This is a genomic window from Candidatus Eisenbacteria bacterium, from assembly GCA_016235265.1.
GTDB lineage: Bacteria > Eisenbacteria > RBG-16-71-46 > RBG-16-71-46 > JACRLI01 > JACRLI01.
In genome coordinates this window covers 18966-40598 of sequence record JACRLI010000010.1, presented here as the reverse complement: position 1 = coordinate 40598, position 21633 = coordinate 18966, and the positions used below count along the sequence as shown (strand labels likewise).

At 69.9% G+C, this 21633-nt stretch carries 18 protein-coding genes and 4 tRNA genes; 3 read left to right on the top strand and 19 right to left on the bottom strand.

Annotation, left to right across the window (positions count from 1 at the left end):
* The first annotated feature begins 653 nt into the window (after window positions 1-653).
* Window positions 654-1529 (top strand): hypothetical protein, encoded by an 876-nt coding sequence (locus HZB25_05555; GenBank protein MBI5836689.1) that lies wholly within the window; start codon window positions 654-656, stop codon window positions 1527-1529.
* Between the two features lie 169 nt (window positions 1530-1698).
* Here the strand turns inward: HZB25_05555 and HZB25_05550 are convergent, their stop codons facing one another.
* From HZB25_05550 to HZB25_05540, 3 genes are all read right to left on the bottom strand, one after another.
* Entirely contained in the window at window positions 1699-2454 is a 756-nt protein-coding gene (locus tag HZB25_05550) for a hypothetical protein (protein MBI5836688.1), read from the bottom strand.
* A 124-nt stretch (window positions 2455-2578) separates the two neighbouring features.
* A tRNA-Arg gene (locus HZB25_05545) sits at window positions 2579-2656 on the bottom strand.
* A 309-nt stretch (window positions 2657-2965) separates the two neighbouring features.
* A complete protein-coding gene (locus HZB25_05540) occupies window positions 2966-3643 on the bottom strand; it encodes an OmpA family protein (GenBank protein ID MBI5836687.1) in 678 nt (225 codons plus the stop codon).
* A 697-nt stretch (window positions 3644-4340) separates the two neighbouring features.
* On the opposite strand from HZB25_05540, the gene HZB25_05535 reads away from it, so the two are divergent.
* A complete protein-coding gene (locus tag HZB25_05535; GenBank protein ID MBI5836686.1) occupies window positions 4341-5981 on the top strand; it encodes a hypothetical protein in 1641 nt (546 codons plus the stop codon).
* Window positions 5978-7351, top strand: a complete 1374-nt coding sequence (locus HZB25_05530; protein MBI5836685.1) for a sigma-54-dependent Fis family transcriptional regulator — start codon at window positions 5978-5980, stop codon at window positions 7349-7351. Before HZB25_05535 ends, HZB25_05530 begins: the two co-directional genes overlap by 4 nt.
* Before the next feature lie 35 nt (window positions 7352-7386).
* On the opposite strand, the gene HZB25_05525 is transcribed toward HZB25_05530, so the two are convergent.
* From HZB25_05525 to HZB25_05450, 16 genes are all read right to left on the bottom strand, one after another.
* Complete coding sequence (locus HZB25_05525) at window positions 7387-7914, bottom strand: adenine phosphoribosyltransferase (protein ID MBI5836684.1); 528 nt, start codon at window positions 7912-7914, stop codon at window positions 7387-7389.
* Window positions 7902-8972, bottom strand: coding sequence for an RNA polymerase sigma factor RpoD/SigA (locus tag HZB25_05520; protein ID MBI5836683.1), 1071 nt, complete (start codon window positions 8970-8972; stop codon window positions 7902-7904). Before HZB25_05520 ends, HZB25_05525 begins: the two co-directional genes overlap by 13 nt.
* A gap of 13 nt (window positions 8973-8985) precedes the next feature.
* Window positions 8986-9255 carry an acylphosphatase gene (locus HZB25_05515; protein MBI5836682.1) on the bottom strand — a complete coding sequence of 90 codons (270 nt, stop codon included), beginning with the start codon at window positions 9253-9255 and terminating at the stop codon, window positions 8986-8988.
* Window positions 9256-9322: 67 nt separating this feature from the next.
* Window positions 9323-9399, bottom strand: a tRNA-Pro gene (locus HZB25_05510).
* Between the two features lie 44 nt (window positions 9400-9443).
* Window positions 9444-10157 carry a glycosyltransferase family 2 protein gene (locus tag HZB25_05505; GenBank protein ID MBI5836681.1) on the bottom strand — a complete coding sequence of 238 codons (714 nt, stop codon included), beginning with the start codon at window positions 10155-10157 and terminating at the stop codon, window positions 9444-9446.
* A 24-nt stretch (window positions 10158-10181) separates the two neighbouring features.
* The gene (locus HZB25_05500; protein ID MBI5836680.1) at window positions 10182-11030 is read right to left on the bottom strand and encodes a lysophospholipid acyltransferase family protein; all 849 of its coding nucleotides are present in this window, start codon (window positions 11028-11030) and stop codon (window positions 10182-10184) included.
* 52 nt (window positions 11031-11082) lie between these two features.
* Window positions 11083-11159: transfer RNA gene (locus tag HZB25_05495), tRNA-Pro, on the bottom strand.
* A gap of 130 nt (window positions 11160-11289) precedes the next feature.
* Window positions 11290-14049: a T9SS type A sorting domain-containing protein gene (locus tag HZB25_05490; GenBank protein MBI5836679.1), complete on the bottom strand. Its 2760-nt coding sequence runs from the start codon at window positions 14047-14049 to the stop codon at window positions 11290-11292.
* 189 nt (window positions 14050-14238) lie between these two features.
* Window positions 14239-14625, bottom strand: coding sequence for a MerR family transcriptional regulator (locus tag HZB25_05485; GenBank protein ID MBI5836678.1), 387 nt, complete (start codon window positions 14623-14625; stop codon window positions 14239-14241).
* Window positions 14626-14710: 85 nt separating this feature from the next.
* Entirely contained in the window at window positions 14711-15736 is a 1026-nt protein-coding gene (locus tag HZB25_05480) for an NAD(P)-dependent glycerol-3-phosphate dehydrogenase (GenBank protein MBI5836677.1), read from the bottom strand.
* Entirely contained in the window at window positions 15729-16355 is a 627-nt protein-coding gene (plsY, locus tag HZB25_05475) for a glycerol-3-phosphate 1-O-acyltransferase PlsY (GenBank protein MBI5836676.1), read from the bottom strand. Before plsY ends, HZB25_05480 begins: the two co-directional genes overlap by 8 nt.
* Window positions 16356-16357: 2 nt before the next feature.
* Window positions 16358-17674, bottom strand: coding sequence for a ribosome biogenesis GTPase Der (der, locus tag HZB25_05470; GenBank protein MBI5836675.1), 1317 nt, complete (start codon window positions 17672-17674; stop codon window positions 16358-16360).
* Window positions 17675-17720: 46 nt separating this feature from the next.
* Window positions 17721-17795 (bottom strand) — tRNA-Gly (locus HZB25_05465).
* A gap of 23 nt (window positions 17796-17818) precedes the next feature.
* Window positions 17819-18850, bottom strand: coding sequence for a tRNA (adenosine(37)-N6)-dimethylallyltransferase MiaA (gene miaA, locus HZB25_05460; protein ID MBI5836674.1), 1032 nt, complete (start codon window positions 18848-18850; stop codon window positions 17819-17821).
* Window positions 18756-20579 (bottom strand): DNA mismatch repair endonuclease MutL, encoded by a 1824-nt coding sequence (gene mutL, locus HZB25_05455; GenBank protein ID MBI5836673.1) that lies wholly within the window; start codon window positions 20577-20579, stop codon window positions 18756-18758. The genes miaA and mutL overlap by 95 nt, the downstream gene beginning before the upstream one ends.
* A gap of 22 nt (window positions 20580-20601) precedes the next feature.
* The gene (locus tag HZB25_05450) at window positions 20602-21555 is read right to left on the bottom strand and encodes a hypothetical protein (protein MBI5836672.1); all 954 of its coding nucleotides are present in this window, start codon (window positions 21553-21555) and stop codon (window positions 20602-20604) included.
* Window positions 21556-21633: the final 78 nt, after the last annotated feature.

Genomic DNA, 21633 nt, shown 5'->3' with positions numbered 1-21633 from the left:
TCCTTGTCCTGTCGAATCTTAGCCGTGCCGGACCTTGCTGGAAACGAGCCGGCCCGCTCCACTCCCGCCGTCCCAGGTCTGCGAGTGCCGGCCGGGAAGGCACATTGCCCCTGCCGACCACGGTCCTTCCGTTGACGTCGGCTCGCAGGGATGCCTGGAAACGTCACGTGGACGGCGTCCTGGTCCGGTTATCTAGTCGCCGACGGCACCGCGGGGACAGGCGAAGCGAACGGCCAGCGGTTCGGGGTGAAACTCAGCCCGCCCCCGAATCCGTCCGCGCAGTCGTTCCCCTTCCGGCTGATCCTGGGCTCCAGATGATGAGGTCGAGCGATCCCGGCCTGTGGAGGCCTGCTCGCCGACGCCGCTTGACGAGACCCACCGTGCTGGGAGCATAATTGTATGGCCTCTCAGGCAGCGTCACCCATGGGCGCTCGCAACTCCTGCGGCGTCATGCAATTCCCACGGGCGGCGCGACACCGGGACTGCGCGTGGCAGTCCTCAGGTCACGGTTTGTGATGCAGCAAACTGCCCGCCCTGGTTCTCTTCGTTCGCGACGAAGAGCGCATCCTGTCCGGTCTCCGCCGGCTCACCTGGGTCCATTGGTTCCAAATCCCAAGCGCCCCATTGTGGAAGCCAACGGAAGAGAGGTTCCCATGCGAACTCCTCAAATGCAGTGGCTCGTGCCCTTCGCGCTGCTTGCATTGCTGGCGTGGCCGGCGCGCTCCGATGTCCTGTTCTCCTCGTTCCCCCACACCCCCGGCGGTGGCTGGAGCGCCGTTGGGCCTCTCGAGCCCTTGGGGCAACACGAGGCCGATATCGCCTGTGACTTCCACATTCCCGCAAACGCCTCCTACGGCTCCATCGTCGTACGGCTCGCACTGGACAACTGGTGGGGCACGCACGTGACAGACGTGATGATCATGTCCGACACGCTCGCCGGCACGCCCTTCCCCACGCCCGGGAGGGTGCTCGCCACCCGCCAGACCACTGCTCCCGCGGACGTGGCGGTCGTGACCGTGGAATTTCCCACCGAGCTGATGCTGGAGGCGGGCAAAACCTACTGGGTGGCGCTTTCCACTCCGGCCGATGGCCTGCAGAGCTGGCACTGGTCGGTCGACCTTGTCGGCGACTACCGTGCCTACCGGCAGCGGAGTGCAGGTTGGTGGTCCGAAACCGGGCAGTTCTGCGCGTTTTCAGTGGAAGGCGCACCCCGGACGACTGATGTGCCGGCCGCGGGACGGGGCCGCGGCGGCGAGCTGGCGATAATCGGCTGGCCGAATCCTTTCACCAGCTCGTCCACGCTCGCCTACACACTGGCCCACGAGTCCGAGGTGAACTTGATCGTGTGCGACCTGTCCGGCCGCTTGGTCCGCACCCTCATCGCCGGGGAGCGACAGGGCCCCGGGAAGCACCAGGTGGTCTGGGATGGATGCACGGCCCCCGGGGTCAAGGTGGCCACCGGAGTCTTCTTCGCCTCCCTGCGCGCGGGGGACCAGAGAGCTATGCAGCGCCTGGTGAGGCTCCGGTAGCTGCGACGTCCAGTACGTGAATTACCCCGGATCTTGTTGACAGAGCGTGGTGCCGCCGGCAGGAGTCGAACCTTCGGCAGACGGTTTAGAAAGGAACTGGTTCCCAGCCGCAACCTAACTGCGGCCACGAAACGAATGCAAGAGGTGGAGGCCACGTTGGAGGCCACCTTCACATGCCTCCCCTCTGGTGCTCCGCCCGCTGCCTGACCCCTTTGCAGGGGATGCCCCAATGGCCATCGAACGTGACGGTGTCCCCGGGGCTCAGAGTGAACTGCCACAGCGTACACACTTGGACGTACTGCAGGCGAAGCCGGTGGCCAGTTCCCGGAGTGGCGATGATGTCGAGTCCGGGATAGGGACGTGAATTGGGCTCCGCAAACACCACCCCCTCAATCGGAATGAACATCGGGATCAGTGCCAGCGTGTTCATGTCACGCGGGAGCTGGAGGACGAGTACCCTGCTAGTCTCGGTGAAGGGGCTCACGTCGACGAGCGAGAACCGGTACTCTCTGCGGAGGGAGTCGAAGCGAGCGTTTCCTGTCGTGCTAGCTCCGGCGATCAGAGAGTCGGCCCAGTGCGCTGTCTTCCTGACGCCGACCACAATCATTCTGAGGTCGTTTCCCACGCTGATGTGGATGTCCGCGAAGGGGGCCTTGCCAGGGCACGCGAGGTAGACGCGTTTCAGGGCCTGGTAGTACTCGTCCGCGGTTGCTTGGGGGATTTCGATCTGATCCGTCGCAACCTGTCCGCCTGACGTCAGATCCCGCCAGGCCAACACATGCGCATCGTGCACGTAGCCTACGAGCACCGAATCCGGGAACTGGGGCGAGGCGGGTGGATTCACGACCTTCTCCGCACACGAGACAGACCCCAATGCGGCGAGGACACAGCCTATCGTGCTGGAGATGCGCAGCAGCCTGGTCATGGAGGACCTTCAGGCCGGGGCCACACGAGGAAGGGGTGCGGCGAGGAGGAGCAACCCAACCCTGGCGCATCGGGTGACCCAGCGCAATCCGGGCGTGCGTCCTTGAGCGGACTTCGCTGCAAGTTGGTGCCCCCGGCAGGAGTCGAACCTGCGACACACGGTTTAGGAAACCGCTGCTCTATCCATACTGAGCTACGGGGGCCGGGCACGGTGGGCCGGCCATGACTCGGGGCCGGGGACCGGCCCGCGCCTCGGCGCCGACGGGTCCGGCGCCAGAGTACCATCTTCGCTCCCGCCCCGCATCGCGGATTTGGCACGGCGGTTGAGGTGTGCACGGAAGCCTGGTCCTCGTGGGCGCCATCCCCCGCCCCGCCGCGGCCGCCAGCAGGACGCAAACGAACCGCCCGCCCCACAGCAACTGCCGTGGAGCGGGCGGGCGCAGAAGGCGCCATCTTCGAACGGTTCGGGCGATTCGGACGACAGGCGGCCCGCCTCCGAGGGATGCCGGGAGCTACTCTGCCCTGGCCACGGCCGCCAGGTCGGTGTCTTGGATTTCCAGCACCCGGATCTCGGCGCGGCGGTTCAGGGCGCGCACGGACGCGCCTTCCCCGTGGGCCACGGGCTTGCCGGAACCGAAGGAGATGGTGGCCATCTTGGCCAGCGGCACGTGATGCGCGTCGTTCAGGTAGCGGCGCACCGTCTCGGCGCGCTCCTCGCCCAGGTGCAGATTGTAGCGGGAGCTGCCCACGTTGTCGGTATTGCCGGTGATCTCCAGCACGTAGCGCGGGTGCTGCTCCAGCAGCGTCGCCAGCTCGTCCAGCTTCGCGGTGGACACCTCGTCCAGCGCGAACTTGTTGAACGCGAACCGGATTTCGTTCGACTGCACCACGTTGTACTTCAGCTCGCCGCTGGCGATCTTCGAGGCCAGCCTGCGGGCTGCGGCGGCCTCATCCATGGCCAGGCGCGCGGACTGCTCCGCGGCCAGGCTGCGCGCGTTCGCCGAGTCGGCGGTGACTCGCACCGCGGCAACGTCCCCGTCCAGGCGCGTGATGGCCTCGCGCTGCGGCGCGGTCTGGCCTTCCACGTAGTTCCTCACGAAGCCCTTGGTGGCGCAGCCTGCGGAGAGCGTCCCGCCGACGACGATCAGCGCCACGCCGATCCATGCGGTGCTCATCCTGTGATTCCTCATGACTCCTCCTGTCAATGGACGCGCCGCGGCCTGTCGCGGGGTGCGTTGTCGCCCAACCCCCCATGTCGAGCGGCAGGCATTCCCACGTACTTCCCAGGCCGCGGCGCGTATCCATTCCTGGTTGACTCGTCTGCGGCTCTCCAATTGAGAAGCCGGGGTGGCCGCCGGACGCGGTCGATGCGAGTTGGATCGTCAGAGCAGTGTCCGGCGGCCTGTTCCCCTAACCCCGCGCGGGCCCGGTCTCAGAAGGGGCGTCCCGACTCCTTCCTTCGCGAGCCCGCGCAAGTCTTCGCTTCAACTCCTATTGCACCTCGCATGCCAGCCGGAGCGAGCCAACCGCATTCACCTTCAAGAAGGCTCCCACTCCATGCGGCACAACAGGATGCCGCCTCCCCCGGCTCTCAGGCGATGGCGGCCGCTCGACGAAAAGTGGGAACCATGGGCCCCGGAGGCGTGTGAATTGAAGAAGTTACAATGTCCCGCCAGCTGGAGACGTGGCAGCCCTGGACTGTAAGTGCTTGTGTTCTAGCGTCTTGTGTAGTTCATTCTGAATTGAGGCATTTCATCCGTTGATTCGGCTATCATCAGGTTGCGTTCCACCCCCCACGTCACTCCCGTCACGCCGCCCGCAGCCCTGGCCCCAGCAGGCGCCTGCGCGGGTGTGGCTCGATCCGGGCCCTGTTCCACGGACACGGTCATGAACCTCCTGAGATTTCGCAGAAGACTCGCGGTCGCCCTGCTGGTGGGAGCCATGGGCGCGGTTGCCACGCTGGGCATCTGGTTCCGCGCGCGCGAGGACCGCCGCTCGCAGGTGACCGCCGGGCTCACCTCCATCGCGGAGGCCAACCGCGGCGCCATGCAGCGGCAATTGCAGTTGCACGTGAATGCGCTGCACAACCTTGCCACCTACTGGCAGCTCTACGGCCTCAACGATCCCGACGCGTGGCGCTTCGACACGCAGATGGTCCTCTCCCACTTCCCCGGCGTGGCCTGGGTGGGTTGGGTGGACCGGGACTCCGAAGACGTCCGCATCGCCTCGCGCACCGCGGGCCAGAGCATGCCGCTCGCGCGCATCCTGGACGCCCGGGCGCGCCTGGTGGTCCCCGGCACCGACAACGGCTTCTCCGACGCCGGCGAAGGGGTGCAGGTCTACCGCGCGGTGCGCACGCCCGCGGGGCGCGTGGGCATGATGGTGGCCGAGCTCAATCCCAACTCGGTGGTGGCGGACGTCGGCTTTGAGATCACGCGGCAGCTCGCCTTCACCGTGCGCCGGGCCGACGGTCAGGTGCTGATCAGCAGCGGGCTGCCGGCCGAGGAGGCGCCGGAGTGGATGAACATCCGCCGGGTCCTGTTCCTCTCCCCCGGCAAGGAGTGGATCGTGGAGTACCGGCCCACGCGCGAGTACGTGGGCTCCACCGGCTCCCGCTGGGAGGACTACTTCCTGTTCACCGGGCTGCTGCTGTCCCTGGCCCTGGCGGCGATCGTGTTCCAGATCCTGCGCCTGCGCGAGTACTCGGGCGAGCTGGCCGCCGCGAACCGGTCCCTGGACGCCCGGGTGCGCGAGCTTTCCGAGCGCGACCGCGAGCTGAGCCGCATGAACCTCGAGCTGGAATCCCGAGTGGCGCAACGCACCGCGGAACTGCACGAGGCGCTGCGGGAGCTGGAGACGTTCAGCCACTCGCTCTCGCACGACCTGCGCTCTCCGGTGGGCGCGGTGATCAACTTCGCCGAGATCCTGGAGGAGGACCACGGCCAGGCGCTCGGGGAGGAAGGCCTGCGGCTCACCTCTCGGATCCGCTCCAGCGCGGGCGCCGCGGTGCGGCTGCTCAACGAGCTGGTGCAACTCACCTGGGTGGGCCAGGGCGAGCTGGAGCGCAAGGATGTGGACATGACCGCGGTGGCGCGCGGCGCCTTCGCCGAGGCCCTCTCGGGCGACGGCGCCCCCGCCCCCGCGGAGCTGGAGCTCGGGGACCTCCCCCGCGCGCACGCCGATCCCGACTTCGTGCCGCGCGTGTTCGCCAACCTGTTCAGCAACGCCCTCAAGTACTCGCGCGGGCGCCCGCTGCGCAAGGTGCGCGTGAGCGGCGCGGTGAGCGGCGGCGAGTGCGTCTACTCGGTCGCGGACAACGGCATCGGCTTCGATCCGCCCCTGGCGGGCACGTTGTTCGAGCCATTCAAGCGGCTGAACGCCTCCAACGAGTACGAGGGCACGGGGCTGGGCCTGGCCATCGCGGCGAAGATCATTCGCCGGCAGGGCGGGCGCATGTGGGCCGAGAGCGATGGGAAGACCGGCGCCACGTTCCACTTCACGCTACCTGCGGTGAGGGAGGAGGCATGACCGACTCGCTGCGCGCGCTGGTGGTGGACGACGACACCGGCTTTCGCTCCAGCCTGGCCATGCTGGTGGAGCGGGAGGGCTTCTCCGTGGAGGAGGCGGGCTCCATCGCCGAGGTGCGGGCGCGGGGCTCGCGCACGGACGTGGACATCGTGCTGGCGGACCTGGGGCTTCCCGACGGCAGCGGGCTGGACCTGTTGCGCGACGAGGACCTGGCGCGGGGCGCCGAGGTGATCGTGATCACCGGCAACGCCACGGTGGAGTCCTCGGTGGCTGCCCTCCGCGAGGGCGCGCTGGACTACCTCACCAAGCCGGTGGACCGCGCCCGGCTCAAGACCATCCTGGCCAACTTCAGCCGCACCCGCGACCTCAAGGCCCAGGTGCGCGGCCTGCGCGAGGAGCTGCGCGAGCTGGGTCGCTTCGGCAACATGGTGGGTCGCTCGGCCGCCATGCAGGAAGTCTACGACCTGATCGAGAAGGTGGCGCCCACCCACGCCAGCGTGCTGATCAGCGGCGAGAGCGGCACGGGCAAGGAGCTGGCCGCCGAGACCATCCACCGGCTGAGCCGGCGCCGCTCCATGCCCTTCCTGGCGGTCAACGCCGGCGCGGTGGCCAAGAGCCTCATTGACAGCGAGCTGTTCGGGCACGAGAAGGGCAGCTTCACCGGCGCCGACCGGGGCCGTCGCGGCTACTTCGAGGAAGTGCACGGCGGGACGCTGTTCCTGGACGAGATCACCGAGATGCCGGCCGAGTTGCAGGTGAAGCTGCTGCGGGCGCTGGAATCCGGCAGCATCATCCGCGTGGGCGGCTCGGAGACGATCCGGGTGGACGTGCGCGTGATCGCCGCCACCAACCGGAACCCCGAGGAAGCGGTGGCCTCGGGCACGCTGCGCAAGGACCTCTACTACCGGTTGAACGTGTTCCCCATCCGGATTCCCCCGCTGCGCGAGCGCACCGAGGACATTGACGCCCTGGCCGACCGCTTCCTCGCCGACGTGAACCGGCGCGAGGGCACGCGCAAGGCCTTCGCCCCCGATGCCCGCGGGCAGCTGCGGGACTATCCGTGGCCGGGAAACGTGCGGGAGCTGAAGAACGTGGTGGAGCGCGCGGCCATCATGGCGGAAGCCGAGATCGGCGCGCGGCTGCTGCCGGTGGGTGAGAAGGCCGCGCCTCCGGGGCCGGCGGCGGGCTGCCTGGAGATCCCGGTGGGCACGTCCCTGGAGGACGCCGAGAGGCGCCTGATCCTGGCCACGCTGCACGAGTGCGCCGGGGACAAGCGCCGGGCAGCCGACCTGCTTCAGATGAGCCTCAAGACTCTCTACAACCGCCTCAACGTCTACCGGGCGGAAGGGGCGTCGATCCCCCAGGCGTGACGCCACTCGAATTGTCGGCAGGTATGAATGCCCTGCTAGTAGTGGATCAGCGAATACACCTCGTATCCCGGCAGCGCCTTGCGCCCGCCGAGCTCGTCCAGCTCCACGATGAACGAGAGCCCCACCACGCGCGCCCCCAGCTTCTCCACCAGGCGCACGGCCGCGCGGGCGGTGCCCCCGGTGGCCAGCAGGTCGTCGGTGATCAGCACGCGCTGCCCCATCTTGAACGCGTCCTCGTGGATCTCCAGCACGCCCTCGCCGTACTCAAGATGGTAGTTCTCCTTGAGCGACTTGCCGGGCAGCTTGCCGGGACGGCGCGCGGGCACGAAGCCGGCTCCGATGCGGGCGGCCAGCGCCCCGCCCAGGATGAAGCCGCGGGCCTCGATCCCCACCACCATCTCGATCTCCTTCTCGGCGGCGTGGGCTTCGAGCAGCGCCAGCGCGTGGCGCAGCGCCGGGCCGTTCTTGAACAGCGTGGTGATGTCGCGGAACAGGATCCCGGGCTTGGGAAAGTCCGGGATGGTACGAATGTGGCGTCCCAGCGAGTCGCTCAATGCACCCATCCTCTCTTGGGGGCCGGCCGGGCCCCGGTCTCCACCATTTCCAGGAACTTCTTGAGCTTGGCCAGCGCGCGCTTCTCGATCTGGCGAGTGCGCTCGCGGCTGATGCCGAATACGTCCCCGGTCTCGGCCAGGGTGCGCGCGTTGCCGTCCACGAAACCATAGCGAATGCGCAGCAGCGACTCCTCGCGGCCCGAGAGCTGCGTGAGCGCGTCCTCCAGGTTGCGGAATTCCTCCTGGATGATGAGCAGGTCGTCCAGCCTCGGGGACGGGTCGGGCACCTGCAGCTTGGCCACCTCGCGGATGCTCTCGTTGGCGGCGATCTCGTCCAGCGAGCGGATGCCCTCGATGAGGCGCACCACTTCGCCGGCCTTGGACGCCGGCAGTCCCATGCGCTCCGCCACCTCGTCCAGCGTGGGGCGGCGCATGAGTTCGTGGCCCAGCCGGCGCTCGGTGGTGATGTAATGGTTGATCCGCTGGATCACGTGCACCGGGATGCGCACGGTGCGCGCGTGCGTGGCGATACCCCTCAGGATGCTCTGGCGGATCCACCACGACGCGTACGTGCTGAAGCGGTTGCCCAGGTCGGGGTCGAAGCGGTCCACCGCCACGATCAGGCCCACGTTGCCGTCCTCGATGAGGTCCCCGAACGGCACGCCGCGATTCCGGTAGCGCCCGGCCATGGACACGACCAGCCGGAGGTTGGCCTCGATGATGCGCCCGCGGAGCTGGTGGCGGCCGTCGCGCAGCGCCTTGAAGTGGCCGCGTTCCTCGGCGGGCAGCAGCACCGGGTAGCGGGCCAGCTCGCGCAGGTAGAGCTGCAGCGCGTCGGCGAAGGGCGTGCCCGGCTCGGGGCCGCGGTCCTCCGGCTCCGGCGCGTCCCGGACCGTCACCCCCTGGGCGGTGGCGGCGTACACCATGTCGTCGAATTCAGAGGCTTCGAAGTCGGGCGAGGCGAGCAGATCCTCGCTGACCTCCACCGCACCCTGGTCGGGCGCGGTCTCGAGGGCCTCCTGGACCTTCTCGCGGAATGTCTTCGGGGTGGGCGTCCGTGCGCTCATGGATGGTCTCGCGTCAGAGGATTCGGAACCCCTGCTCCCCGTCGGCCACCGGGTGGGCGCTCACGTGGACCTGGTCCACGCGCGCCGCGGGCGGCCCCTTGTGGAGGAACTCCACCAGCCGGGCCACGTCGGAGGCGGCCCCCTGGGCCTCCAGCTCGACATGGCCCCCGGGCAGGTTGTGCACCCAGCCGGTGAGCCCCAATTCGAGGGCCCGGCGGGCGGTCACATAGCGGAAACCGACCCCCTGGACCCTGCCTTCTACGCGGGCATAGATGCGCTTCATGGATGGAACCGGCGGGCGGCCGGAGGCCGGGGCGCCGGCCCGCGGTACGGCCTCGAATTATGGAGGATGGTCGGGGCGAGAGGATTTGAACCTCCGACCCCCTGCTCCCGAAGCAGGTGCTCTACCAGGCTGAGCCACGCCCCGAACCAGACGCTGCCCGTCACTCGAAACCGTTCCCGTCCCGTCGGTCAGGCCGGGAAGCCCCGCCGACGTGCCCACATCCCGGGCATGCTGGCCGCCACGAGGCGGAGGAATCGGAACCCGTCGCGGAAGGGACGAAAATGGCTTTTCTCGTCCCCGTAGCGCGTGGTGACAGACTCAAAGACCACGAGCATACCCAAACGGCAGGCCCGAATCAAGACCCCTGATTCAAAGTCGTATCCCCGTCCCGGGGCGTCCATTAGCGCCGGAAGAGCAGACGCCCGATAGACCCGGTAGCCGCTCTGGGTGTCCTCCAGGCGGGCACCGGCGAGCCAGCCCAGCACGGCCGAACCGGCGCGGTTGGCGAGGCGACGGACCGGGGGCATGGTGCGGGTGTCCCCCATGCGGGTGCCCACGCAGATGTCGGCTCCCTCGGCCCCCAGGCGGGCGAGGAGCGCGGGGATCTCGGAGGGCTCGTGCTGGCCGTCGGCATCCAGCGTGATCACCGCGCCGCAGCGGCCCGCGAGCTCGCCGAAGCCGGTCCGCAGGGCGTCGCCCTTGCCCCGGTTGCGCAGGTGGGTGATCACGTCCACCCCGGCGGCCCGGGCGACCTTGCCGGTGCCGTCCGTGGAGCCGTCGTCCACCACCAGGATGGGAACCCCGGGAAGCGCCGCGCGCACGCCGTCGATCACGCCGGCGAGGCTGCTGGCCGCCTGGTACGCGGGGATAAGCACCGCGGGCGTCAGGGGCGCCTCAGGCACGCGGGACCTCCCTTCCGGTCGAGCCTAGGCCCACTTGAGGCCTCCTCCGGCGTCCGGCCACACCGGCTCGAAGACCATCCACTGCTCGGGGTAGCGCCGGATGTACTTCTCGAGGACCTTGAGGCAGGCATCCACGCCCCCCTCCCGGCCGCCCAGCACGCGCGGGTCCAGGGGCGGCTCGAAGATCAGGAGCTGTCGGCCGTCGGGCTGGCGCAGCACGAAGCCCGGCAGGATCACCGCGCCCGAGCGCAGCGCCAGGCTCACGTGCGCCCGCGGCACCCGCGTGGGCCGGCCGAAGAAGTCGGCGCGCGTGCCGTCGTGGGTCACGTCGCGATCCCCCAGCATTCCCACCGTGCCGCCCGCCCGCAGCACGCCCAGCACGCCGGGGGCGCAGTCGCGCTCGGTGAACACGCGCAGGCCGAATGCCTCGCGCCGTTCGCGGAACAGCCGCTCCACGCCCTGTGCGGGGTGACGCTGTGCCACCACGCCCTTCAACACGCCCTTGCGCCCCAGCCAGGCGGCGCCCCACTCCCAGTTGCCCAGGTGGCCGGTGAGGAAAAGGACCGGGCTTCCGCTGCGTACCGCCTGCTCCAGGTGCTCGCGGCCTTCCACCTCGAAGGCCTGCTCCAGCTCCCCGGGCGGCAGCGCGCCCAGCCGCAGGAAGTCCACGATGCCCTCCGCGAAATTGCGGAACACGCGCCGGCCCAGCGTCCGCACCCGCGCCTCGGACACCCGCGGACCCAGCACCACGCGCAGGTTGCCGCACACCGCCTCGCGCGCCGAGGCGCGCACGGCGAAGCACACGTCGGCCAGGAAATGGGCAAGCCGGTACAGCGCGGGCACGGGAAGAGCCCGGCACAGAAGGTCGCCCATCGCGTATCCGAGGGAATTCAGCATCAGGTGCGGCGATTCGGGAAGGAGAAGATGGTCGGGGCGACTGGATTTGAACCAGCGACCACTAGCCCCCCATGCTAGTGCGCTACCAGGCTGCGCTACGCCCCGACCGATAGGGGCGGACCGCCAGGAGACGGTCCGGTAGGCGGATAATAGGCCACGGGCCTTGCGGCTGGCAAGGCCCGTGAAATGACCGTGAAATGACGCCTGGTTGCGGCAGCTGGTCGCGCCCGGGGGATCAGTTCACCCGGACCATGCGCCGCGTGCTGATTCCCGCCGGCGTCTGTAACCGCACGAAGTACACGCCGCTGCGCGCGGCGGCTCCCAGGACCGTGGGACCAATGACCAGGCTGTGCCGGCCGGCTGGGAACATCCCCTCGGCCACTCGGGCCACCCGTCGCCCGCTGACATCAAACACTTCCAGGACCATGTGGCCGGCAGTCGGCATCGAGAAGGCCACGCTGCCGGATCCTCTCATCGGGTTCGGGGCCAGGGACAATTCAACCCGCCCGGCCCTTCCGCCACCTGCAGGCGGACCGCCGACCCCGACCACGCCCGGCCGGTCCCCGCGGAAATCGATGGCGAACAGGTCGGAACGCAACGCGGCCGTGCGGCGGGTGCCCGAAGGACGCGCGGCCGGACCCCCGAACGCGGCCCCGGATGTCAGGTAGACCAGGTCCGGACTGCCGTCTCGGGTCACGTCTCCGATCCGGACATCGCGGAGCGGTCCCACGCCCACGACCGGGATGTCCCGCCTGCCGGTGAGCCCTCCCGCAGCGTCCCCGTAGTAGATCGTCAAGGTGCTGGGAGCGTCGCAAGCCACCGCCACGTCCGGAACATGGTCCCCGTTGAGATCGCCGATCGCGACGGCCACGGGCTCGCCCGCCACGGGGTAGGTCGTGAAGTCGACCCAGACCGGCGTGTCGGGAGCGTACTGCCGAAGGATACTCACCTCATGCGAGCCGGCGTTGGCCACCACCATGTGGTACCCCGGCCAGGTGCCGCCCAGGAACGTCATCTCGAAGGGGTGCGGGGAATCCGTGCGCGGGGCGATGCTCCCTGGCCTGCCCACCATGTTGCTGAGGCTGCCCGTGGGGCTGGGATCCTCGACATAATGCACCTGGCTGCTGTCCCGGAAGAGCGCGATCAGGTCCGGTTGGGGCGTGCCGGTGGTCCATGGCCCGAGTGCGCAGCCGGTCACCCCGCCCGATACCTGGAAGTAGTGCAGGCTTGGCAGATACCATGGGTCGTTGGAAACATCGTCGATCTCGTAGTGGTCTCCGAGCGCCCCCGGGCTGGTGACTATGATTTCGGGCAGGGAGTCGCCGGTCACATCCGTCAGCGCCAGGCCGCGGATCTCACCTGCGCCACTGCCGCCGTCCAGCGGCTCGTCGTAGGAGGTGACGCTCAGGTAAGCCGGCGCGCCTTCGAGTCGGGCCACCGCGATCGTATTCGGCCCTCGCCCCAGCACCGCGTCAGTGATCCCATCCATCCGCAGGTCACCGACCGCAATGTGGGTGACCACCACGCCGGCATCCACGCTCTGGCGCACCGCGAATTCGGACGTGAGGGAATCCACCTCGATGCGCTGGAGCGAGTTGGTGGGGCTCTCCAGCCCCACGAGTATTTCCCCGTGGCCGTCCTGGTCCATGTCCGCGAGCGCGAGCACTCGTGCCGCCTCGGGTCCGAGCTCCAGTTGCCGGATCGCGGGCGCGTCGGGGCCGAAGACGAAGGACCCGTCGCCGCGCCCGGGATAGACGGTGATGCTGCCCGGAGTCAGCAGCGCCACGTCCTCATTGCCGTCCCCGTCGAGGTCGGCGAGTTCAAGATCGAAGCCGCTGGTGGCGTCGGTGTTGGGGGAATTGTGGCAATCGTAGACGCGTTGGGAATCGTAGCTGATGCCGAGGCCCGCGATGCCGAGGAAGGATGTGAATCCGAGCGAGTCGGCGAAGCCGAAGTTCGTCTGGACGGGCCGACCCAGCGACAGGGTCACCACGTCCGTGAGGTTGTCATGGTTGAGGTCCGCCCACTTGTAGATCAGGGAATAGCGCTTCTGCGGCCCGGTGAGCGAACCTCCATAGGCCATCATGTCGGTGCCGCCGCCGTTTTCCATGCCGCCCACCTGGGACGGCAGCGCGGAGAACGCGTCCCCCAGCCCCCCCTGGACGTCCAGGTCGCCGTCGTTGTCGGCGTCGGAGACATGTGGCGGATTGTACTCGTCCAGGCCGAAGCTCGAGAGACCCAGGTCCTGCCAGGCTCCCATTTCGCGGCCTGGCCCGGTGCCGAAGCGGTACATGCACTGGTTGGGCCACCAGCCGGGCCCGCGCTCCATGAGACCACCGACCCACATGTCCGGCCGGGTATCGCCGTCGAAGTCGGCGACGGCGACCTGGATTGGGCTTGCTCCGGACGTTGCTTCGAGTGTGGCACTCGCCGATCCCAGTGGCAGGGGGAACCAGGCCAGTCCCGCGCCCACCGGGCCATTGATCCACGCCGCGCACACCAGGAACTGCCCCGAGGACGGTCGCAACGGGTCGACGTACAGCGCTCCAGGCAACTGCACCGCGCAGTCCGAGGGAGTGGGCACCACAACGGGAGGCGAGGCGAAGTGTCCCGTCCCGTCGTTTTGGTACACGTAGAGCCCGCCGTGGGAGTTCTTGTTGATCACCAGGTCCAGAGGCCCGGTGTCGCCGTTGCGCCGCAGCAATTGGGCGCGGTCGTTGACCCAGTCTACGTCAAGGAGGAAGGAGTCCAGGAGTTCCCAGCGGATTCCGCGCCGCTTGTAGACCTGGGCGCGCACAGAATACACCGGGGTGTACTCGACGGCTTCGACTGCCACGATTTCCTTGAATCCGTCCCCATCCACGTCCCCCGCCAGGACATGCTTGGCGTCGACGGTCGGGATGTGCTCGATGCCGATCTGGGCGTGGACAGGTGCGGAGGGCAGCGTGAGCACAAGTGCGAGAGCGAGGGCGGAGGGACTGGGGAGCCGCAGCAACCGGGGGGCGCAAGCGCCTGGAGTGGTTCCCTGCATGGGGCACCTCGAGCTTGGGTCCAGCAGCGGCGCGGACCGGGGTTGGGCCCGCTGGAACGGATCGCGCGAAGATTCCCTGCCAACCTGGAATTGATGAATGATAACGCAGTTGATAGCCAGTGTCCAGTATGACCCTCCGGCCGGCCCGCAGGACTAGAGCTTCTTCTTCAACTCCTTGAGCAGGTTCTCCAGCCCCTGGCGGACCTCCCCCAGCAGGCGCTGCTTACCGGCCTGCCTGAAGTCCATTTCCACCTGCTCGCGCACCTCGGGGTCGGCGTGGGCGGTGCGCTTGTCGGTGAGGATCTTCTGCTTGGCGCCCTGGATGGTGAAGCGGCGCTCGTAGAGCAGATCCTTAAGGTAGAGCACGAATTCGATGTCCTGCGGCCGGTACATGCGGTTGCCGGCGCGGTTCTTCCTGGGGCGCAGCATGGAGAACTGCGTCTCCCAGTAGCGGAGGACGTGCGCCTTCACCTCGGTGATGGTTGCCACCTCACTGATGGAGTAGTAGGGCTTCGAAAGGCGGGGCGCCGTTTCCGGCATGGGGCCTCCTCCTCTGCGCCTCCGCGGCCTGCCCGGCGCGGCTCCGCCGGGGCCCCCGCGGGGCGTTCGGTGCGCACGCGGCACCCTACCGCGTCGCGTTCACTTCCGGCTTCAGGCCGCGGCTCATCAGCTCGTCGAGCGCGCGGCGCGGGTCCTTTCCCGAGAACAACACCTCGTGGACCTGCTGCGCGATGGGCATCTCCACCCCCGCGCGGCGGGCCAGGTCCACCGCGGCGCGCGCGGCGGGCACACCCTCGGCCACCTGTCCCAGTTCCTGCAAGATCGCCTCCAGCTTCTGTCCCCCTGCCAGCCGCTCCCCCACCTGGTGGTTGCGCGAAAGGCGGCTGGAGCAGGTGGTCACCAGGTCCCCCACCCCGCACAGACCGTAGAAGGACTCCGCCCGGGAGCCCAGCGCCGTGCCCAGGCGGACCATCTCGGCCAGTCCGCGGGTGATGAGCGCGCCGCGGGCGTTGTCGCCCAGCCCCATGCCATCCAGGATCCCGGCGGCGATGGCGATGATGTTCTTGAGCGCTCCGGCATATTCCACCCCTGCGATGTCCGGGTTGGTGTACACCCTCATGTTGCGACCCGAGAAGAGCGCCTGCACCTCGCGGGCCTCGGCCTCCGGGCCGGCGGCGACCAGCGTGACGGGCAGGCCCCCGGCCACCTCCCGCGCCAGCGACGGCCCCGCCAGCGCGACCACGCGCCGGGAAGCCGCGGCGGGCAGCGCGCCGGCCAGCACCTGGCTCATGCGCCGGCCGCTCTCGCCTTCGAAGCCCTTGGCCACGGTGACCGGCAGACCGGCCCACTCCGGATGCGCCTTCGCCACCGACTCGGCCACCGGGGTCATGGCCGCGGCGGGCACGGCGAAGATCACTACCGGCCCGCCGCAGGCGTCTTCGAGCCACGGTGTCACCGTGATCGAGGGCGGAAACTTCTCACCCGGCACGTGGCGCTCGTTGCGGCCCTCGGCCTCCAGGCGCGCCACGTGCGCGGCGTCCCCGTCCCACAGGGTCACGGTCTCGCCCTTGCGCGCGAGGTGCAGCGCCAGGGTGGTGCCCCAGCTTCCCGCTCCCAGCACGCCCACGCGGCTCGCGGCGGGCTCAGCCACGGGCGGTCCCCGCCCCGGGCTTCGAGCCCAACCGGGGCTCCTGCCCGCCGAGGATGCGGCGAATGTTGTCCCGGTGCCGCCACCACACCAGCATCGCCACCAGCACCGTGAGCCCCACCACGTAGGCGAAGTCCGGCCGCCCGCTTCCGGTCAGGATCTCGGCCACCGGCAGCGCAACGAACGCTGCCAGCGAGGCCAGCGACACGATGCGCGACACTGCGAACAGGGCCAGCCACACCCCCACGGCAGTGAAGCCCGGGATCGGCGCCAGCGCCAGGAAGCCTCCCAGCCCGGTGGCCACGCCCTTGCCTCCCCGGAACCCGGCGAACACGGTGAACACGTGGCCCAGCACCGCCGTCACCAGGGCCGCCGAGGGTAGCCACACCGGCTCCTGCGAACTGAAGCTCCGCGCCAGCGCCACCGCGGCCGCCCCCTTCAGCATGTCCAGCGCCAGCACCCCGATGCCCCACGCCGGCCCCAGCGCGCGATACACGTTGGTGGCCCCGAGATTGCCGCTGCCCACGGTGCGCAGGTCCACCCCGCGGAGCCGCGAAGCCCACAGCGACCACGGCAGGCTGCCCAGCAGGTACGCGGCGAGGAGCAGCAGCGCGGCGCGCATGCTCAGTCGCTCTTCCGGAAGCGCAGCAGCACCGGCGTGCCCACGATCTCGAGGTCGTCGCGCATGCGGTTCTGGAGGAACTTGGAGTAGTTGGGTGCGATGGCCCGGGGATGGTTCACGAACAGGTTGAAGGTGGGCGGCAGCACCCCGGTCTGGTTGGCGTAGTAGATTCGCGGCCGCAGCCCGGACTTGCTCGCCGGGGCCGGGTTGCGCTTCTGCAGGTCCTCGAAGAAGCGGTTGAGCTCGCCGGTGCCGATGCGGCGCGTGGCCTGGGCGTGCACCTTCTCCAGCAGCGGCCACAGCGCGCTCACCCGCTGGCGGGTCAGGGCGCTGATGAACACCGCCGGGGCGTATTCCATGAACGGCATTCGGTCGCGCGCGTCCTGCTCCATGTCGCGGGCGGTGTTGGTCTCCTTTCCAACCAAATCCCACTTGTTGAAGACGAGCAGCGCGGCACGGTTGAGCCCGGCCACCGTGGAGGCCACATGCACGTCCTGGGTGCTGAGCGGCTCCGAGGCATCCAGCAGCACCACCGCCACGTGGCAGCGCTCCAGGCTCTGCTGGGTGCGGATGCCGGAGTAGAACTCGGTGGGGTCGTGCACCTTCGCCTTGCGGCGCAGCCCGGCGGTGTCCACCAGCACGAAGCGCCGGCCGTCCACCACCACCTCGGTGTCAATGGCGTCGCGGGTGGTGCCGGGCACGGCATCCACCACCATGCGCTCTTGGCGCAGCAGGGCATTCACCAGCGAGGACTTGCCCACGTTGGGCCGGCCCACCACGGCCACGCGGATCACGTCGGGGTCTTCGACCTCCTCGACCGGTTTGGCCAGGCGCGAAGTGGCCTCGCTCAACAGGTCGCCCACGGAGCGCCCGTGCAACGCGGACACCGGGAAGGGCTCTCCCAGTCCCATCCGGATCCACTCCCCGCTCTCCCAGTCCTCGCGGTCACCATCGGCCTTGTTCACCACCAGCATCACCTTGCCGGAGTGCTTGAAGAGGCGCCGGGCGATCTCGAGGTCCAGGTCGGTGGGAGGTACCTTGGCGTCCACCAGGAACAGCACCAGGTCGGCCTCCTCGATGGCCGCCTCGGCCTGCAGGCGCACCTGGTGGAGGATGCCGGACTCCTCGGAAGGCATGAGCCCGCCCGTGTCCACAAGGTAGAAATGATGCCGCCCCCACTCCGCGCGTGCGTAGTGGCGGTCACGCGTCACCCCGGGCTCGTCGTGCACCACGGCCTGGCGCCTTCCGAGAAGCCGGTTGAAGAGCGTGGACTTGCCGACGTTGGGCCGGCCGACGATGGCTACGATGGGCAGGTTCATGAGAAGAGGCCGCGGCGCTTCCGCCGCGGCACCCGTGCAAGAGGGATGGAGCGGGCAACGGGATTTGAACCCGCGACCTTCAGCTTGGGAAGCTGACACTCTACCACTGAGTTATGCCCGCTCTCCATGCTATCGAACGCTAGGCTATGGTGTTGTGCCCATAGGGTCAAGCAGTTTTTGAAGCGCCTTCCGCGCCCCCGAGGCGGCTTCCCCCGGCCCGGCCCCCGCAGGGACCCAGGCCACGCCCGGGAGGGCCCGAAACCAGGTGAGCTGGCGCTTGGCGTAGCGCCGCGTGTTGCGCTGGATCTCCTCCACCGCCTCGGCCCCGGAGCGCCGGCCCTCGAAGCGGGGGAACCACTCCCGGTACCCGACGGTCTTCATGGCCCCGGTGTCGGGCGGCAGGCGCCGCTCCCAGAGGCGTCGTGCCTCCTCCTCCAGCCCCGCGGCCACCATGGCCTCCACGCGGCGGTCAATGCGCGCGTACAACTCCTCGCGGGGGCGCTCCAGGCCCACCACCGCCACGGGGCGGCCCGAGCCCGGGCGTTCGCGATGCAGCGCACTCAGCGGCCGGCCCTCGGTGTGGAAGACTTCCAGCGCGCGCACGATGCGCTGACGATCGCGCGGTGCCAGGCGCGCCGCAGTCTCGGGGTCCACCGAGCGCAGCTCCGCGTGCAACTCCTCCACCGGGCGCGGCTCCCAGGCCGCGCGCAGGTCGGCCCTCGCCGCCGGGCCCTGGAACAGCCCGTGCGTGACCGCCTTGAGGTACAGCCCGGAGCCGCCCACGGCCAGGGGACGAACGCCGCGTGTTGCCAGCCCGGCTTCGGCCGCGTCGAAGTGTCGGCGGAACGCGCCCGCGGACAGGGACTCGCCGGGGTCCACCAGGTCCACCAGGTGGTGCCGGACGCGGGCGTTCTCGGCGGGCGTGGGCTTGGCGGTGCCGATGTCCATGCCGCGGAACACCTGGCGGGAATCCACGGAGAGAATCTCGACCGGCGGGCCGTCGCGCGCCAGGAGGTCCGCCAGCTCCAGGGCCACCGCGGTCTTGCCCGCGGCGGTGGGGCCGACGAGGACGGCCAGGGGCCTACAGGAGCGGCTGTCCACGGCGCCGCCCGAAGAGGCGCTCGAAGTCCTCGAGGCCCAGACGCACCAGCGTGGGGCGCCCGTGCACGTCGCCATGCGGCATCGAGGTGGCGAACAGCCCGTCAATGAGCCCCTGCATCTCCAGGGCGGTAAGCGGATCGCCCGCCTTCACCGCACTGTGGCAGGCGAAGGAGCGGGCCAGCTTCTCGGCCACCCCCTCCGCGCCCGCCGGATCGTGCGCGAAAGCCCGCCCCTCGCGCAGCAGCCGGCGCAGGGTTTCGCCGTCCTGCCAGCGGGACACGCCCGCGGGGATGGCGCGCACGTTCAGGCTGCGCCCGCTCAACAGGTCGAAGCTGAAACCCAGCCGTTCCAGGTGGGGTGTGAGGTCGAGCAGCGTATCCAGTTCGGAGGCGTCCAGCTCCAGGACCAGCGGGAAGAGCAGCGTCTGCCCGGCCTCGGCCCGGCCGCGCAGACGGCGCAGCGCGTCCTCGTAGAGGATCCGCTCGTGGGCCGCGTGCTGGTCCACCACCAGCAGCCCGCTGCGGATGGGCGCCAGGATGTAGGTGCGATGGAGCTGCCACAGCCCGAAGCCGGGCCCCGGGACCGCCTCGGGGTCCGGACCGCCCTTCTCCAGCGCGGCTTCCGCGGCGCGGGCTTCGCCCGCGTCGCGCACTTCATGACCCAGCAGCGGCAGCGGCGCCGTGCGCAGCAAGCTGGCCCAGGCGTCGGGCCCCGGCGGGACGGATCGGCTCCCCTCGGGCCAGGCCGGCCCGCCCTCGGCGCCGGAGATCCATGGCCCTCCCCCGGCGTCGGCGCGCCCCAGCACCGCCAGCGACTGCTCCACCCCGCGACGCAGCTCGTTCCAGATCCAGCTCTCCTGGGCGAAGCGCACCTCGCGCTTGGTGGGATGGAAGTTTACGTCCACCTGGTCGGCGGGCAACTCCATCAGCACCACCGCCGCAGGGTGCCGGTCTGGAGGCAGCAGCGAGCGGTAGCCCTGGCGCAGGGCCTGGGCTAGGAAGCCGTTCTGCACCCAGCGCCCGTTGACGAAGAAGTACTGGTCCTCGCGGGTGGAGCGGTGGCGCTCGGGGCGGCCCAGGAAGCCCTGCAGGCGCAGCGGCGGGGTGCCGCCCGAGAGGGGCACGAAGCCGTCGTCCAGGCTCACGCCGAACACGGCCAGCGCGCGCTCCCGCAGCGACGCGGCGCGCGCCCAGCGCAGCTGCTCGCGGCCGTCCACTTCCAGCGTGAAGGCCACGTCCGGGCGGGCCAGGGCATAGGCGCTGACCAGGCGGACGGCGGCGCGGACCTCGCTGCGCGCGGAGCGCAGGAACTTGCGGCGCCCGGGGAGGGATTCGAACAAGTCCTCCACGCGCACCGTGGTGCCGGCGGCGCGGGCGCACTCCTCCAGGCGCAACTCCTCACCGTGGGCGCGGGCGCGCGTGCCGGACTGTTCGGCGCCGGGGCGCGTCTCCAGCGTCACGCGCGCCACGGTGGCGATGGACGGCAGCGCCTCGCCCCGGAAGCCCAGCGTGGTCACTTCCTCGAGGGTGCCGCTCTCGGGCATCTTGCTGGTGGCGTGCCGGGTGAGCGCCAGGGGCACCTCGTCGGCCCCCATGCCGCTGCCGTCGTCGGTGACTTCCATGAGGCTCGAGGGGTCGGCGCCCAGGCGGATGTCGCAGCGCGAGGCGCCGGAATCCAGGGCGTTCTCGAGGAGTTCCTTGAGGACCGAGACAGGCCGCTCGATCACCTCCCCCGCGGCGATCTGGGCCACCACCTGGGGAGGCAATACGCGGATCCGCCCGGCGCGCGTCGAGGGTGCGGGCATGAGGTCCCCGATTTCGCCGCGGCTACGCCGGCCGGCTGAGGGCGCTGGCCAGGGCCAGGAGCTTCTTGAGCGCCACCAAGTGCTCGGGGTGGAACTCGTCGCGGCCGGATTCCACGGCGCGCACGGCGCCCACCGCGACGCGCTCGAGGCCGTCGCCGCGGGCCCAGCCGAGCAGCGAGGTCAGCCCCATCTCGCGCAGCGCGTGGCCCTCGGGGGTGCGAGCGCGGGCCGCCAGGCGCGGCAGCGCGCGGAGCGCGTCCGCCGGCATGCCGGCCAGCATCTCGACCAGAGGTTCCAGGCGCGCATCGGGCAGCGAGGGCGCCGCCGCCACGGCTCCCCCGTCGGGGAAGTGGAACACCACCGCGTCGGCCTCCAGCAGCTCGGCCAGTCGGGCGGCCGTGGACGGCCACGGGTCACAGGCGCCGTCCTCCGGCAGGATGTCGAACACCGCGGGGCCCACGTGGTCCTGAATGCGCTGGCGCAGCACCCGGGCCAGCTCGGCGCGCGAGGCGGCCACCGAGTCCGCCCACTGGCGGGCGACGCGGGCCAGGCCCTCCCGGCCCGGCGCGCGCACGTCGGCGGGCAGCCAGGCGTCTTCGAGGTAGAGAATCCCCTCGTCTCCCACCGGGAGCGCCAGCATGGCGCGCGAGCGTTGCGGCACGCCGCCCTCGGGCACCAGCGGCGACTCCTGGAACACCAGCGCGCGCCGCTCCGACCACGCGCGACGGATCCAGCGCTGGGCCCAGTCGCCCGGGCCATCCACGGGGGTGACGCCCGAAGTCACCTCCCGCAGCGCCACGAGGTCGCCCAGGACCTCGTCCCAGAGCCAGGCATGGCCGTGCGCGGCGTCGGTGGCCGAGCGCTGTTCGTCCAGGAACGCGGCCAGGTGCGTGGCGGTGGCGCGCATCGAGGCCGGGTAGAAGGACACGGCGGCGGGTGCGGGCGGAACTTCGTGTTCCAGCGTGGTGTGCGTCATCGGCGGTGCCTCTGTCAGGGGAGGTTCCTCGATCAGCATCGGCTGGGTGAGGGATTCGATTTCGTCCTCATCCCCCGG

Coding starts and splice junctions, on each gene's coding strand:
- mutL (MBI5836673.1), bottom strand. CDS start 20,579: ATGCCCGCACCCTCGACGCGCGCCGGGCGGATCCGCGTATTGCCTCCC.
- HZB25_05555 (MBI5836689.1), top strand. CDS start 654: ATGCGAACTCCTCAAATGCAGTGGCTCGTGCCCTTCGCGCTGCTTGCA.
- HZB25_05530 (MBI5836685.1), top strand. CDS start 5,978: ATGACCGACTCGCTGCGCGCGCTGGTGGTGGACGACGACACCGGCTTT.
- der (MBI5836675.1), bottom strand. CDS start 17,674: ATGAACCTGCCCATCGTAGCCATCGTCGGCCGGCCCAACGTCGGCAAG.
- HZB25_05540 (MBI5836687.1), bottom strand. CDS start 3,643: ATGAGGAATCACAGGATGAGCACCGCATGGATCGGCGTGGCGCTGATC.
- HZB25_05550 (MBI5836688.1), bottom strand. CDS start 2,454: ATGACCAGGCTGCTGCGCATCTCCAGCACGATAGGCTGTGTCCTCGCC.
- miaA (MBI5836674.1), bottom strand. CDS start 18,850: ATGGCGACGTGCACGGGCGCCCCACGCTGGTGCGTCTGGGCCTCGAGG.
- HZB25_05525 (MBI5836684.1), bottom strand. CDS start 7,914: ATGGGTGCATTGAGCGACTCGCTGGGACGCCACATTCGTACCATCCCG.
- HZB25_05450 (MBI5836672.1), bottom strand. CDS start 21,555: ATGACGCACACCACGCTGGAACACGAAGTTCCGCCCGCACCCGCCGCC.
- HZB25_05515 (MBI5836682.1), bottom strand. CDS start 9,255: ATGAAGCGCATCTATGCCCGCGTAGAAGGCAGGGTCCAGGGGGTCGGT.
- HZB25_05535 (MBI5836686.1), top strand. CDS start 4,341: ATGAACCTCCTGAGATTTCGCAGAAGACTCGCGGTCGCCCTGCTGGTG.
- plsY (MBI5836676.1), bottom strand. CDS start 16,355: ATGCGCGCCGCGCTGCTGCTCCTCGCCGCGTACCTGCTGGGCAGCCTG.
- HZB25_05500 (MBI5836680.1), bottom strand. CDS start 11,030: ATGGGCGACCTTCTGTGCCGGGCTCTTCCCGTGCCCGCGCTGTACCGG.
- HZB25_05485 (MBI5836678.1), bottom strand. CDS start 14,625: ATGCCGGAAACGGCGCCCCGCCTTTCGAAGCCCTACTACTCCATCAGT.
- HZB25_05520 (MBI5836683.1), bottom strand. CDS start 8,972: ATGAGCGCACGGACGCCCACCCCGAAGACATTCCGCGAGAAGGTCCAG.